The 14715-nt window shown below is 39.9% G+C and carries 14 protein-coding genes; 7 read left to right on the forward strand and 7 right to left on the reverse strand.

Annotated features, from left to right (window positions below; genetic code table 11):
- The first annotated feature begins 110 nt into the window (after positions 1-110).
- The 4 genes from nagA to ACXAE4_RS21970 are packed head-to-tail and all read left to right on the forward strand — an operon-like array spanning position 111 to position 3562.
- Entirely contained in the window at positions 111-1295 is a 1185-nt protein-coding gene (gene nagA, locus ACXAE4_RS21955; RefSeq protein WP_028414223.1) for an N-acetylglucosamine-6-phosphate deacetylase, read from the forward strand.
- A gap of 2 nt (positions 1296-1297) precedes the next feature.
- Positions 1298-2035, forward strand: a complete 738-nt coding sequence (gene nagB / locus ACXAE4_RS21960) for a glucosamine-6-phosphate deaminase (protein WP_028414224.1) — start codon at positions 1298-1300, stop codon at positions 2033-2035.
- A 57-nt stretch (positions 2036-2092) separates the two neighbouring features.
- The gene (locus ACXAE4_RS21965; RefSeq protein ID WP_028414225.1) at positions 2093-2818 is read left to right on the forward strand and encodes a GntR family transcriptional regulator; all 726 of its coding nucleotides are present in this window, start codon (positions 2093-2095) and stop codon (positions 2816-2818) included.
- An 18-nt stretch (positions 2819-2836) separates the two neighbouring features.
- Entirely contained in the window at positions 2837-3562 is a 726-nt protein-coding gene (locus tag ACXAE4_RS21970) for an SIS domain-containing protein (RefSeq protein WP_028414226.1), read from the forward strand.
- A gap of 729 nt (positions 3563-4291) precedes the next feature.
- Here the strand turns inward: ACXAE4_RS21970 and ACXAE4_RS21975 are convergent.
- The 3 genes from ACXAE4_RS21975 to ACXAE4_RS21985 all read right to left on the reverse strand — a co-directional run bounded on the left by ACXAE4_RS21975 (position 4292) and on the right by ACXAE4_RS21985 (position 5684).
- On the reverse strand, positions 4292-4750 hold the full coding sequence (locus tag ACXAE4_RS21975; RefSeq protein WP_028414227.1) for a GNAT family N-acetyltransferase: 459 nt from the start codon (positions 4748-4750) through the stop codon (positions 4292-4294).
- 1 nt (position 4751) lies between these two features.
- Complete coding sequence (locus ACXAE4_RS21980) at positions 4752-5030, reverse strand: YesK-like family protein (protein WP_014461152.1); 279 nt, start codon at positions 5028-5030, stop codon at positions 4752-4754.
- A 144-nt stretch (positions 5031-5174) separates the two neighbouring features.
- A complete protein-coding gene (locus tag ACXAE4_RS21985; protein ID WP_231503827.1) occupies positions 5175-5684 on the reverse strand; it encodes an SUKH-4 family immunity protein in 510 nt (169 codons plus the stop codon).
- 454 nt (positions 5685-6138) lie between these two features.
- Between ACXAE4_RS21985 and ACXAE4_RS21990 the strand changes: the two genes are divergently transcribed.
- On the forward strand, positions 6139-9330 hold the full coding sequence (locus ACXAE4_RS21990; RefSeq protein ID WP_289578802.1) for a S8 family peptidase: 3192 nt from the start codon (positions 6139-6141) through the stop codon (positions 9328-9330).
- A gap of 42 nt (positions 9331-9372) precedes the next feature.
- Here ACXAE4_RS21990 and corA read toward each other — a convergent pair whose 3' ends face one another.
- Entirely contained in the window at positions 9373-10344 is a 972-nt protein-coding gene (corA, locus tag ACXAE4_RS21995; protein ID WP_013055874.1) for a magnesium/cobalt transporter CorA, read from the reverse strand.
- Positions 10345-10953: 609 nt separating this feature from the next.
- Between corA and ACXAE4_RS22000 the strand changes: the two genes are divergently transcribed.
- A complete protein-coding gene (locus tag ACXAE4_RS22000; protein ID WP_098627393.1) occupies positions 10954-11325 on the forward strand; it encodes a PilZ domain-containing protein in 372 nt (123 codons plus the stop codon).
- Positions 11326-11401: 76 nt separating this feature from the next.
- Positions 11402-12232, forward strand: a complete 831-nt coding sequence (locus ACXAE4_RS22005) for an LCP family glycopolymer transferase (protein ID WP_165573297.1) — start codon at positions 11402-11404, stop codon at positions 12230-12232.
- Here ACXAE4_RS22005 and ACXAE4_RS22010 read toward each other — a convergent pair.
- From ACXAE4_RS22010 to ACXAE4_RS22020, 3 genes are all read right to left on the reverse strand, one after another.
- Complete coding sequence (locus ACXAE4_RS22010) at positions 12183-12455, reverse strand: hypothetical protein (protein ID WP_165573209.1); 273 nt, start codon at positions 12453-12455, stop codon at positions 12183-12185. The two genes, ACXAE4_RS22005 and ACXAE4_RS22010, sit on opposite strands and share 50 nt — an antisense overlap.
- 131 nt (positions 12456-12586) lie before the next feature.
- On the reverse strand, positions 12587-13231 hold the full coding sequence (locus tag ACXAE4_RS22015; RefSeq protein WP_099330724.1) for a cupin domain-containing protein: 645 nt from the start codon (positions 13229-13231) through the stop codon (positions 12587-12589).
- Between the two features lie 110 nt (positions 13232-13341).
- On the reverse strand, positions 13342-14664 hold the full coding sequence (locus ACXAE4_RS22020) for an MATE family efflux transporter (protein ID WP_226556148.1): 1323 nt from the start codon (positions 14662-14664) through the stop codon (positions 13342-13344).
- Between the last annotated feature and the right edge of the window lie 51 nt (positions 14665-14715).

Consider the following 14715-nt stretch of genomic DNA (forward strand, 5'->3'; position numbering starts at 1 on the left):
TAAAAGCCCTTACAAAACTTTCTAATTCACAAAAAAGAATCAACTGGTATAGACAACTATTCCAAAAAGCGTTACACTTAAATCAATACAACGAGCAAAGGAGTGTATGTATGGATACACATTCATCCATCATTATTTATAATGTAACCGTTTATAGTGAAAATCAGACATTAAAAAACGGGTATATCAAACTAACGAACAAGAAAATTACTGAAATCGGAGAGATCCATCAATACGTACGTCAGCCGAAAGACCATGTAATTGAACTTTCTCCTTCCTATAAAGTGATTCCTGGTGCCATTGACGTGCATATTCATGGCGTTAACAATGCGGACGCTATGGACGGTACAGCAGAAGCATTAAAAACAATGGCGCGCACGCTTCCAAAAGAAGGTACAACAAGCTTTTTAGCAACTACTATGACGCAGTCGAATGAAGCGGTTGAAAAAGCACTTCGCAACGCGGGCGCTTATATCGAAGAGCAAACAGATGCGGATGCTGAAGTAGTTGGTATTCACTTAGAAGGTCCGTTTATTTCACCAAAACGTGCGGGCGCGCAGCCCCCTACTCACATTCAAGATCCGAATGTGGCACTGTTTCAAGAGTGGCAAAAAGCAGCCGGAGGACATATTAAACTTGTTACGTTAGCTCCAGAGCAGCCAAACGGCTTATCTCTTACTTCTTATTTAAAAGAAACAAACGTCGTCGCTTCTATTGGCCACTCCGACAGCACATATGATCAAGTTGGTGAAGCCATCGAAGCAGGAGCTTCTCATATTACGCATTTATATAACGGCATGCGCGGTCTTCACCATAGAGAGCCCGGCGTATTAGGCGCCGCTTATTTGAGAAATGAATTATTTGTAGAGCTGATTACAGACGGCATCCACTGCCGACCTGAAATGGTCAAGCTTGCGTACGATCAAATTACAAGTGAACGCATGATTCTTATCACGGATTCTCTTCGTGCCAAATGGCTAAAAAACGGTACGTATGATTTAGGCGGACAGCCTGTTCACGTAAACGACACAACGGCTACCCTTGCAGATGGAACGTTAGCAGGAAGCATCTTAAAGATGAACGATGCGATTAAAAACACGATGAGCTTTACGAACTGCTCATTAGAAGACATCGTAAAGATGACCGCTGAAAACCCAGCAAAACAGCTTAACCTGTTTGATACAAAAGGAAGCCTTAAAATTGGAAAAGATGCGGATATCGTGGTGTTAAATGAAAACTTAGATGTTGAAATGACATTTTGCCGAGGCACATTGAGCTTTCAAAAGGAGGACTAACAATGAATATCATCCAAGTGAAAAACTACAGTGAAATGAGTGCAAAAGCAGCTGATATGCTGATTAGCAAACTTCATGAAAAGCCAAATATGAATCTGGGACTTGCAACGGGAGGCACGCCGAAAGGATTATATAATCGTTTAATTCAAGATCATAAAGAGCACGGCACGTCTTACAAACACGTTACTTCCTTTAACTTAGATGAATATGTGGGAATGAAGCCGCAAGATCCAAACAGCTATCACTACTATATGGCAGATGCGTTATTTAATCACATTGATATTGACGTAAGCAACACGCACGTTCCTAACGGGCTGGCTGATACGCCTGAAGAAGAATGCCGCCGCTACGATGAAATGATTCAAAATCACGGAGGCATTGACCTTCAGATTCTTGGAATCGGTCAAAACGGACACATTGGCTTTAACGAACCTGGTACGTCATTCAACTCTCCTACTCATATTGTGACGTTAGAAGAGTCAACGCGAAAAGCCAATGCGCGCTACTTTAATTCTCTTGACGAAGTGCCTACTCAGGCTATTACAATGGGAATTGAATCGATTATGAAAAGTAAAGAAATTTTACTGCTTATCTCCGGGGAAGCCAAAGCAGAAGCGATGTATCAGCTGCTTAACGGAGAAATCACAGAAGACTTCCCTGCTTCTATTTTAAAGAAGCATCACTGTGTTACAATTATTGCGGACCAAGAAGCTTTAGCTAAAGTATCGACTACGGTTTAATTTATAGCCTCCTCGTCTTTTTTAGATGAGGAGGTTTACATAAAGGAGAGAACTTAAGTGATTGATAAAAGCTCACCTCTTCCGATTTATTATCAAATTGAAGAACAGTTGAAAAAACAAATTGAAAACGGAGAGTTAAAACCAAATGATTCGCTTCCTTCTGAACGAGAGTTTGCAGAACGATTTGAAATCAGCAGAATGACCGTTCGCCAAGCGATTAACAATTTAGTAAACGACGGTTATTTATATCGTCAAAAAGGCCGCGGCACCTTTGTATCTGAAAAAAAACTGGAGCAGCAGCTCGTTGGATTAACGAGTTTTACAGAAGATATGAAAGCGCGCGGAATGGTGCCAAGCAGTAAATTGCTGAGCTTTGAAATCATTGCGGCTTCAGAAAAAATTGCCGAGCAGCTGCACATTTCTCTTCATGCACCTGTTTATGAAATCAAGCGTATTCGTTTAGCTGACGACGTGCCAATGGCGCTCGAAAGCGTATATGTATCCGCTAACTTAGTCAAAGGGTTAACAGAATCCATTGTTAACGACTCTCTTTACCGCTATATAGAAGAAGAGTTGGGCCTGAAAATTGGCGAAGCCAATCAAACGTTAGAATCCATTTTAGCTTCTGAAACCGAAGTGAAGCATCTTGGAATCAACTCATATTCACCCGTTCTACTGATTCAACGAAATACGTATTTGCAAGACGGCACGCCGCTTGAAGTGGTGAAATCTTCGTACCGAGCAGACCGCTATAAGTTTACGATTAACATGACACGATCTTAAAACTAAGGAGTTTTTTTTATGTCTAGTTTATATCTACAGGAACTAACAAAACTGCTTGCTAAAGTGGAGGCGCATGAACAGCAGGCAATAGAATCCGCAGCCGAGAAAATCTCACAGCAATTGGCTTCTCATCACCTCATTCATTTATTTGGGTGCGGTCATTCTCATATTTTAACGGAAGAAGTGTTTTACCGTTCTGGAGGGCTTGCACCGATTCATCCTATTTTTGTGGAAGAACTGATGCTTCATAAAGGAGCTTCGCGCTCTTCACAGCTAGAGCGTAAAAACGACTATGCCTCCACCTTTATGGAAAAAGAAGATATCGTACCAGGCGATATCATGATTGTCATTTCTACATCGGGCGTAAATCCCGTTCCGATTGATGTAGCTTTAATTGCAAAAGAAAAAGGCGCCTTTGTTATCGGGCTTACCTCTCCTTCTTATGCCACGAGCCGGGCTTCGCGACATAAAACCGGAAAATACCTTCATGATGTCGTGGATCTTGTTATTAATAATCATATTCCAAAAGGAGACGTTCTTCTTCATCAGCAAGACATTTCCTTCGCTTCTGGTTCTACTGTAATTGGAGGCGCTATCTTAAACGATATTTTATCTATAACCATTCAAAAACTGCTCAGCCGCGGCATCACGCCTCCTGTCTTTTTAAGCGGAAACATGGAAGGTTCAGATGAACATAACCAGCGGTTGATTGATGCTTACAAAGGAAGAATTACTGCCCTATAACAGCCCCTACGGCTGTTTTTTTGCACAAAAAAAAGATGCTTAAAGCATCTCATCAAAGTCGGACTGTACGATTTGGACTAGATCTCCTCTTTATCAGTAGAAGTCTTGTTCACAGCACCATAACCTACTTATCCGACATAATTACTATGTTTAACATAAGTATACTCTTTTATACCTTAGGTGTCAAATAAGTTATAAGAAATTTCGTAGTGCATTCATTTAAAGATTTTTTTTCAGTAATGTTCTAGCTGGCTTTTAGCTTCTTTCATAATTATCGTATGTATGATTTCATCCGTAATGTTAAAATAATTTACCATACTTAACTTATAGATTTTACATATAAATTCCTGCCAAAGTTTTGTATAAGATTTCTTGCCGCATCTCACAAAAAAGAACCTGCATCAAAACTGATGCAGGTTCTTCCCTTCATATCATGCTAATTATTTCATGTTCATTTGCCCTTGTGGGGCCCTTTCGCTACGTATATCGGTTCATAACGAGAGTGCCAATTGTCAGATCAGAATATCTGCTTTTCATGTGAGGTAATACGTTTGCTGAAGTTGCTGTTAAGTATTCCAAAACTAAACCAGTCCCTTCATGAAGCTAACTATTTACCTTTCACAGTAGCCTTAGAAAAATTTCTATCGGCTCTGTACTATCTGTATACCACGTTTCAATTGAACTAAACTAAAAAATTCTTACCACGGGGATACAACCATTAACAGCCAATTACAAATGGAGCTTTAATCCTTCATGAGAAGCTGTGAATCCAAGCTTTTGATAAAAACGCAAAGCCTCTGACCGTTCCTTGTCGGTTGTTAATTGTACTAACTGACAATTACGTTCTTTCGCTCGTTCAATCGCCCATGTAATCAGCTGATATCCAACCCCTTTTCCGCGCTGTGACGAAGCGGTTCGAACTCCTTCAATCGTGGCTCTCCACCCGCCTTGTCGTGCAATGTGGGGCGTAAAGGTTATTTGTTGAACACCTATTACTTCACTATCTTTACATGCGACAATCAGTTCATTGTTTGGATCCGCATCAATTGCCTGAAATGCTTGAACATAACAGTCTGGAAGCGGTAATTCGTAGCGTTCTCGTTTGCTTCCGAGCATATCATCAGCGAGCATTTCAACAATTTGATCTAAATCTTCCCGCACTGCTTCTCTAAAGGTTATTTCTCCCATTTCACACAGCACCTTTCCCATGTCTATTTATGATATTAAAAAGAACACTGACGAACAAGCTCAGAATCGACGCCAAGAACAAAGCGACCGCTAAAGCACCAAGACCCATTCCTTCAAAGCCGCCAACTCCAAATATGCTATATAGAAATAGAAATATGCTTATTAGCATGCTGCTAAGTGAAATTCCATACTGCACGGGCGAGTTCTTTCTATAGAAGAAATACGACGCACCAAAAAGCAGCACAAAGAAAGCACCCATTAATCCAAATAAAGAAATCATTTACACCCTCCTCCCTCTTCAAAAAAAGGAATTTATATCCATTATATACTATCATTTTTATTTATTCTATCTATATTAATAGCCCTGCAGCCACAACTAAATAGACATGACCAAAGCGGCCATGTCTATTTTTCTACTATATTATTAAAAAGAAAGTTCTTTGAACCAAAAAGAATAAAGGGCTAAGCAGGCTTCATCAATTTCATTCATACGTTTTTTGCATCGCTGCAGCACCTCAGCAGGAATGTGTCTCTCTAAGTATGCAGATTCTCCGTTAGCTTGAATCGTTTCTTCTACTAGCTCTTCAAACACATCTAAGCATGCTAAAAACTGCGGAAAAGTTGTATTAACAAAGCGCTCGCAGTCATCGTTGGACGTATCGAGCAGCACAACCGAACCGTTTTTTTGATGAAGACAAATTGGATCTCCAGCGCCAGTTGTTCCTAAAAACCAATAGTGCTGGTAGCGAGATGATAACTCAAATGTTTCGCATAATGTTGTTAGCTTTCCTTTGGATGAAACGAACTCTAGAAATGGTGAAGCTTCTTTGGGCAATCCTTTTTCTGTTAGCAACTTCTTTGTCTCTTTATCAATATCAAGGGGTGCAAGCTGTTCGGCATCAAACTTCATTCGTTTTTCCTGTCGTTGCATCACATTTGACAACTTCTTTCACTCCTTTTCACCATTTGCTCTTTCTTTGCTTTTGTTTATTATAAAAGAAATCCAGCTCGTATTATATGCTACAAATGAACTTAATTAGACTGAAAATTTTTCCAATCTTTATTTATATAGCCCGATTTCCTCTTTATAAACACAGGTAAAAAGAAACCGATCAGATTTTCTCCAACAGATTCTGCTTTTAAAAATAATTCTCATTCCCTTCTTCCCTTTTCAGCGTACTTTCGCCTCTTACAAATAGGCTCAATCTTTATTATTCCAATTTTTTCTACTTTTTGCAACCAGGACTTATCTCACCATTTCTTATACGAGATTAATAACTTGACAAAATACTAAAATAAGCAACAGTAATTATTTACAAGTTTTTAAACTTTATGGTTTAATAGGTATGTAATTCCTGTTTTTTACTATATTTTTTTGGAGGTTTAACATGAAAAAAGGGTCAATTTATCGTTTTATTGCTTTTGCTTTAATGTTCACCTTGTGTTTTAGCCAATTAGGCTTACTGAAAACACAAGCGGCAGGCAATCCTCCTGCTAATGAAAAAACATTAAGCATTGGTAAAGCAGCAAAAGGAACATTTACAGAACCAGAACAAACACATTGGTACAAAATTAATCCTTCTAAGCAAGAGGTAGCAAAGTTTTCACACTACCGAATTAAGCTTCAAAGTGATGATGAAGTAAATATCACGATTTACTCTAGTCTTGAAGATGCCAAAAACAACGTGGCATTTGACCGTTATATGGGATACTCTTACAAAGATGAGCCTGCTCAGCTAGATTTTCCAATCGCTTGGACAGGTCCTTATTATGTAAAGGTTGAATATTACGGAGATGAAGATATCATCATCGAAGACGATACAGAAGAAGATGGAAAAAAACCTTCTGAACCTCAACCGGAATTAAAAACAGAAGTTCCTTACACAATCAGCTATGAAGGCGCATCACTTCCTCCTTCTCAAATGATGGAAGAAGAATGCCCGGCTGAATTAAGTACAAGCCAAAAAGAAAACGGAAAAGGTATTTTAAAAGATTTGCGTACGATTCGTGACGCTGTGCTTTCAAAAACAGCAAGCGGAAAGGACCTTTCTTCTCTTTACTACAAAGCCGCTCCGTTTATCAGTTCTAAAATGATTATTGATAAATCGATGCGTGAACAAGTATACAAAGATTTAGTTCAGCTAAAGGGTCTATTTACAGATGTGGCGAAAAACGGCGCATCAAGCACCTACATGATCACAAGTGCTGATCAAAAAGCAATCAATGATTTATACAGCATCGCATACAAATCTGTTCCAGCTGCTTTAAAGAAAGATTTAGAAAAAGTAGCAGCGCAGACAAAATTAAAAGACGTTACGGACTTAAATGTATCGTCTGTATTAGTAAGAGCTAAATTAGTCAGCGCAAACAGCGTTTCAACAAAAGCTGAAACTCGCTATATTGTTAAATTAAAAGATGGTGCAAATGCTAAATCATTTAAAACAAAAGCACAGTCAAAATCAGCAAGCATTGAATCTATTAATCCATTAAAACAATCAGCTGCTTCTTTTGATAATATGTTTGTTATTCAATTAGATGACAGCAATGGAAAAAGCTTCAGCACGTCATCTGCTCAAGGTAAAATGACGGCAAAACAAATTCAGGCACTTCCTGAAACTGAATTTATCGAGCCGGTTCAAGAGTATCACGCTCTTTCGATGGATTCACAATATCCGTATCAATGGTCATTAAACAACACGGGTAAAAATGACGGTACTCAGCATGCCGATATTCAATACGAATCGCTTGAAAAATTACTAAACGGTCAAAAATTAAAAGATACGGTTATTGCCGTTGCCGATACGGGCGTCGATTCATCACTAGCTGATTTAAAAGGCGTAGTGGATACAAAGACAGGCTATAACTACGTGGATCGTTCGTCAAATGCAACTGATGACAACGGACACGGAACTCACGTAGCTGGTATTATCGCAGCCTCTGCAAACAATAACTATTCAATGGCCGGCATTAATTCTCACGCTAAAATTTTACCGGTTAAAATTCTAGACGCATCTGGAAGCGGAGATACAGAACAAATTGCGTACGGTATTAAATACGCGGTTGATCACGGTGCAAAAGTTATTAACTTAAGCCTTGGCGGATCTTACAGCCGCGTGCTTGAATATTCATTAAAATATGCATACGACCATAACGTAACGGTTGTAGCAGCAAGCGGAAACGACGGTATGGAAGAGCTCTCGTACCCAGCTTCATCTGCCTATGCGATTTCAGTAGGCGCATCAAACCGTTTAGATATCGTATCTGACTACTCAAACTATGGAAAAGGATTAGATATTACAGCTCCAGGCTCTGATATTCCAAGTCTTGTTCCAGACGGAAACGTTACTTACTTAAGCGGAACATCAATGGCAACACCTCATGTGGCAGCCGTTGCGGGATTATTACTATCCCAAAATCCAGGCTTAAAGCCAAAAGACGTTGAAAAACGCCTAACGGACACAGCTAAAGATATTAAGTTTGACGAGAAAGATGCTCCTGTATATGATGACGAAGAAAGTCCAGCAGCTCCCCCTGCTCCAGGCTACGATTACGTATCAGGATGGGGACGTTTAAATGCGTACAGCGCGGTAAGTGCACAGCAGCTGCAAGCGCAGGTAAATACATTTGTCAGCACGCAAAAAATGGTTACAGGTAAAGCTCAAAGCGGTTCAACTGTTAAAGTGATGAACGGTTCAAAAACACTTGGCACTGCCAAAGCTGATACAAAAAATACGTTCTCTGTGAACATTCCAGCTCAAAAAGCAGATACCGTTTTACAAGTGGTTGTAACAAACGGAAAAGCAAGTACAAGCATTCGTGCAGTTGTTCAAAAAGCACCTGCCAAACCAGCGGTAAAAGCCGTAACGAATAAAGATGAATACGTAACAGGAACGTCTAAAGCGAATTTTACGGTAAATGTTAAAAACAGCGCAAAAAAAGTGATTGCTTCGGCAAAAGCTGACGCAAAAGGCGCGTTCAAAGTAAAAATTCCAAAACAAAAAGAAAACACAGTCTTGTATATCACGGCTACAAACAGCCAAAAACAAGAAAGTGAAGAAGTAAAAGTAACGGTGCGTGACGTTATTGCTCCAAATGCACCTAAAGTAAATCCAGTCAGCGACGCGGATACAGCTATTAAAGGAACAACAGAAGCAAATGCCTCTGTTGTAGCGAAAGTGAACAACAAAGAAATCGGCAAAGCAAAAGCTAACGCAAAAGGTCAGTACAGCATAACGATTAAAAAACAAAAAGCGGGTACAGCAATCAGCGTAACAGCAGCAGACGCAGCTAACAACACAAGTAAAGCTACGACTGTAAAAGTGAGCGATAAAACTCCTCCTGCTGCACCAAGCGTAAATGCTGTCACAACAAAAAGCACGGCTGTAACGGGTAAAGCAGAAGCAAATGCTACCGTAACAGTAACCGTAAACAAAAAAAGCATTGGCTCTGCTGCTGCTAACAGCAAAGGACAATACTCAGTAAAAATTAAAAAGCAAAAAGAAAAAACAGTTTTAAGCGTAACGGCAAAAGACAAAGCGAACAATACGAGTAAGACAACAACAAAAACGGTGACAAAATAAAGAAAGAAAAAGGCACTTGGCTTATAGCCAAGTGCCTTTTTCTTATAACAGCTGTTTGTTTTTAAAGTATTTCCACATTCCCCACGTTAACACAATTAACATAACAATAATAACAGCAGTAGCCCAGTGGGAATTTTGATATGGAATCGGTACGTTCATTCCAAAAAATCCGGTTACGAACGTTAGCGGAAGCATAATCGTTGAAATTAACGTTAAGACATTCAGCTTTTCAGATGAAGTTGCATTGGTAATAGAATAATACGTATCAAGCGCACTGTTTACGAGGTCTCTAAACGTTTCGGCAGAGTCTACAATACGCTCTAAGTGGTCAAGCAAGTCAATGTAGAAAGGAACATTTTCTTCTCGTATGTCGAATTTCCACTTTCCATTAACCGTTAAGAAAATTCGGCGCTGAGGCAGAATAACGCGACGGATTAAGATAATCGTTCTTTTTAAGGCTAAGAACTCTTCCGTCACTCCGCGCACTTCTTTGTTGTAGATTTCATCTTCTAATTCATCAATGCGCATGTCAATTCGGTCTAAAATCGGAAAGTATTCGTCCGTGATGCCATCAATCAAAGCATATAGTAAAAAGTCGGCGCCGCGGTTCATAAACTTCGGATAGCGTGAGCACACGGCATCCATTTTGCGAAGCCAGCCCATTTTATGTTTATGAATCGTCACTACGTAATTTGATCCGACAAAGGCATTTAACTCAAGCGTCGTAATCTCGTCATCACTTTCTTCGTTATAGCGAAGCGCGTGAAAAACGAAAAATTTATAATCTTCGTAATCATCCATTTTAGCGCGAGGACTGTCGTGTAAGCAGTCTTCAATCGCCAATGGGTGAAAATCGAATAATTTAGCAATTTGAGCAAGCTCTTGTCCGTGGACATCATACAGATCAATCCACAGCAAATTATCAGGATTGCGCAATTTCTCATGCACGTCTCCTAAATCAAGATTCGTTACCATTTCTTTTGTTTCATCATCATATAAGTATGTTTTAATCATTGATTTTTCACCTCACATCATTGAGGCATTAAGGAGTATTTTCCTTCGTTGAAATGAGAGGAACACATACACCTTTGTTGCCCCTATCTTGTTTTGCAGTAACCTTCATCGAAATGGGGTCATCAGTGCCCATTCATCTCACCTCCTAATTAGTTGAAGGAACGCTGACTTGTAATACAGCTACTTCACAAAGTTTAATTTTAACATACAATCCAACTCTAGCGTAGCGCTTTTTTCAAAACCTTTTCCTCTCTATTTAAAGTTTCAAACAGAACTTCCGATACTATAAAAGCAGTTATTATAATTCTTAAGAATGCCTTACTAATATACCCGCTATTTAATAATGCAACAGTACTTAGAAACAGTATTCGCTACCCCAGACCTCTCGAATCCTCCCACAAAGGTTCACCTAATCGTAGGCCACCAACCCCGCAAGGGGGGTGACCTACGATTAGGTCTAGAATATCTACCATGGCCGCCCTTTGGTCATGGTAGATATTCTACATCGATAAACATTATATGAGGGATGGGGAAAAACGTGTAGGAATTTTTAGACTTTCATCGAATACTTACTTAACAAACTTAGATTACGAAAAGGACTGATGATACATGCATTTTAAACGTGAAGAACCGTTTCGCTTTTTATTTGAGACTCCCATTGTTGGAACGTTTTCCATTGCTAAATACGACAACAAAGAAATCGATTCTAAGCCAGGTCCTTTGTCTGTTATCGACCTTTCACCAAAAGGAATCAAAATAATTACGCCGCTTGATTTACCTATTTTCAATCATCAAATTCAGCTAAAAATCAGCTTTTATTTAAATGAAAAACCGATCCATATTACCGGACTTTGCGTGTGGAAAGAAAAACGGCACACCGAATACCTTTATGGCATTGAAGCGTTTAACAATGTGGAAGAACAAGCAATTTTAATTACAGAACTCAAAACCTACGCCAAGAAAAAGCAAGATATCCAATAAAAATAGCGCTCATTTGTTTTACTCCCCTTTTAAGATGGCAATACTACGAACGAATTCGATAGAAAAAGGTGAGACGATGAGCAGCAAAGCAAAAAAAGAGTGGATTGGCGGTCTCGTACTATTTTTACTCGTCAGTTTTGTCAGCATCACGTTTGCAGGCTATCATACGGTGAAAGCTGCCGTTGATCAAACGTATGTACCGCTTGAGCATGGTAACAAAACACACGTCAATTTAAAAAAAGGACAACCGTTTTCCCTGCTTTTAATTCAAGAAAACCATCAAAATACGTCATTTGTGTATATGACTGTTAATAAACAGCATGAATCAATAAAAATGACCCACTTGCCAGGGTCAACTCAGCTCGGTAATGAAACACTGCGAACTATTTATCACCAAGGAAATATGAATGCTGTGGTAAAGAAAGTCGAAGCATATGCAAAGCTTCCTGTTGATTATTATGTCAAAATGGATCAGCAGGCAGTCGTCGATGCTGTAGATAAATTAGGCGGCATTATCGTCACAAACAAACGTGCTTTTGAACACAGCAACATTGTTTTTCCAAAAGGATCGATTCGCCTTAACGGAAAAGAAGCACTTGTTTTTTTAAAAGAGCGTAATGAACAAGACGTCTTTACTGCGCATGAAAGACAGCTGTCCGTAGCAAAGGCCATTTTCAGTCAAGCAGCTACGGTACCCAACGTTGCAAAGCTGCATTCTCTTGTATTTACGCTGGCTGATCACATTGAAACCAACGCAACGTTTAATGATATCAAACGGATTCAAAAAACCTATAAGCCGGCCGTTGCTCACGTAGACAAGCAGCAGTTTCCGCAAAACGAATGGAATCAAAAACAAGTCACAACCCGTCTACACAAGCACTTAGAACGTGAGGAGCTGTTTTTATAAAAGACGCCTCACGAAAATGAGGCTGGGACATAACAAAATGAAACCTATCTAAAGACGACCAAAGGAGATACATGAGCTGAACTGCTTGTGACACCGCAGTTGATTTCCGTGCAAGGCTTCGCTTTCCGCGGGCGGCCGCTGAGCCTCCTCGTCGCTTGCGCTCCTGCGGGGTCTCATCTGTTCCGCTTTTCCCGCAGGAGTCTTTGCCTTGCCCTCCAATCAACTGCTAGAAGGAGTGAAACAGATAAGATCTACGTTCACCGTAATAAAAAAACGAACCATTAATCAAACAGTTTGATTAATGGTTCGTTTTTCACTTCGGCTAAAAGACTTTTGTCCCACCCTCTTTTTTTGCTACTTATCTTCAGCAGGCACCACTTTTTCATTTATTTTAACCACAATTCTTTCATCCCGTTCATCTTTGAGATAGCTCTTTTGATAAAAAGAATGATTATTAGGCGGTCCAATCACAACTGTATCCGTAATCGGAGCGACGGCTTCTGCTACTTCGCTTGCACTTACTCCGTATGCTTTTTGAAACACGATCGGAGGCGTTAAGCGCAGCACGTCGGATCCTTCTGTAGACTCAAATTGATCGTTGTTAAAAAAGAGATGCAGATGCGCTTCTTCCGATAGCGGTTCGATCCAATGCCACCAGCCCATCGGTATAAAAACAACTTCGCCTTCTTTTATTCGGTAATTGTGCATGCTGCTTGTATCAGGGTCCAAGATAGACACCTGCACTTCACCTGAAACGACAACATCTAATTCCCACGCATTTGGATGCCAGTGCGGTTCTCTCATATGCCCTTTCGTCATATATAAATCAACAAACGCACCTCCGAGCATTGCTGGCAGCTGAGTTGAGGTTAGTTGATACGCTATATTTCGGTCGTTTCGTTTGAACAGGACGTTTTGCTTATAATTCACTGACAGATTAGGCGTTCCTGAGCTTTTTTTAATATTTGAATTATCCGGTACAAATCCAGATTTACTCATAGTGTCATACCCTCTTTTCATTAAAAAGTTATATGCACTATCCTATTAAAACTCTTTGCTAAGGGTGTTTTAATTAGAAAAAATAAAAAACGAGCGTTTCCGCTCGTTTTTTATCCGACAAGACGTTCAATTTTCTTTTTCTTCCATACAAATTGATAATAGCTGTACTGCAGGATTAAGCTGACCACAAACGCCGCTGGATATCCAATCCAAATTCCTTTGATTTCAAGAGACGTGAACTGCGATAACACGTAGGCTACGGGCACTTCTACACACCAAATCGCCATAATACTAAATACCGTAGGCCAAAGCACCGTACCGCTTGCTCGCATCGTAGCGGTAATAATTTGCGCATGGCCGAAAATCAAATAGCTCCAAAGCGTTATCACTAACAGCTCTTCGGCAATATGGAGCGTGTGCTGACTTGTTAAAAACAGTGCTAAAATTTGATTAGAAAAGAGATAAATAAGTAAAATCAATATGCTTCCAATAACGTAATTCAGCATAATTCCAGAGCGAATCACTTCTTTTAAACGCTCAAATTTATTGGCACCAATCGACTGCGCCGCAAAAATAGAAACCGCAATTCCTAAGCTGATTGCCGGCATTTGTACATAGCTTGCCACTTGGTTCACCGCTCCGTACGCCGCTGTAGCGTCTGAGCCAAATCCGTTTACGAACGTAATAACCGCAATTTCAGAAAGAGAAACTAAAATCATATTGATACTCGCGGGAATCCCTAAACGCATAAGCAGCTTTAACAGCGTTCCGTCCATTTTTAATGAAATAGATGAGTCAAACTTTAGCGGATGATTTTTCTTGCGTAAATAAATGATCATAATAATGAACGTTAATACGGTTGAAAACACCGTTGCGTACGCAGCGCCGTACACTCCAAGCTTTGGCACTCCGATCCATCCAAAAATTAAAATCGGAAGAAAAATGAGGTTTAAGACCGTACTCACAACTAAAAAGTAAAAAGGCGTTTTAGAGTCTCCGGTTCCGCGCATAAACGTCGTATAAACAAAGTATAAAAACAAAACAGGAATCGCCACAAACAAAATGCGCGCATAGTGAACCGTTACATCAATAATATTAGCCGGCGTTCCCATAATCCGAAGAATCTCCGGAGCAAATATGCTTCCCAAAACAGCAAGCACAATTCCGACTAAAAATGTAAACGTGAGCGTGGTACCGATAATTTCTTTGACTCGTTTTTCATTTTGTGCCCCGTACGCTTGCCCGATTAAAATGGAACTTCCTGACCCAATTCCAATTGAAAACGACACAAGCAGAAAAAACAGAGGAAAAAAAGCGGAAATAGCGGCTAACGCATCAACTCCAAGCGCTCTTCCGACAATAATACTCCCCGCCAGCTGCCCAACGGACTGCATGGCGTTACTTAACATGAGCGGAATCAAAAACACAAGCATCAGCTTACTGACGGATTTTTCCGATTCCACTACTTCACTTTTCACATCTTG

The organism is Priestia sp. ABM2_011, from assembly GCF_056158845.1.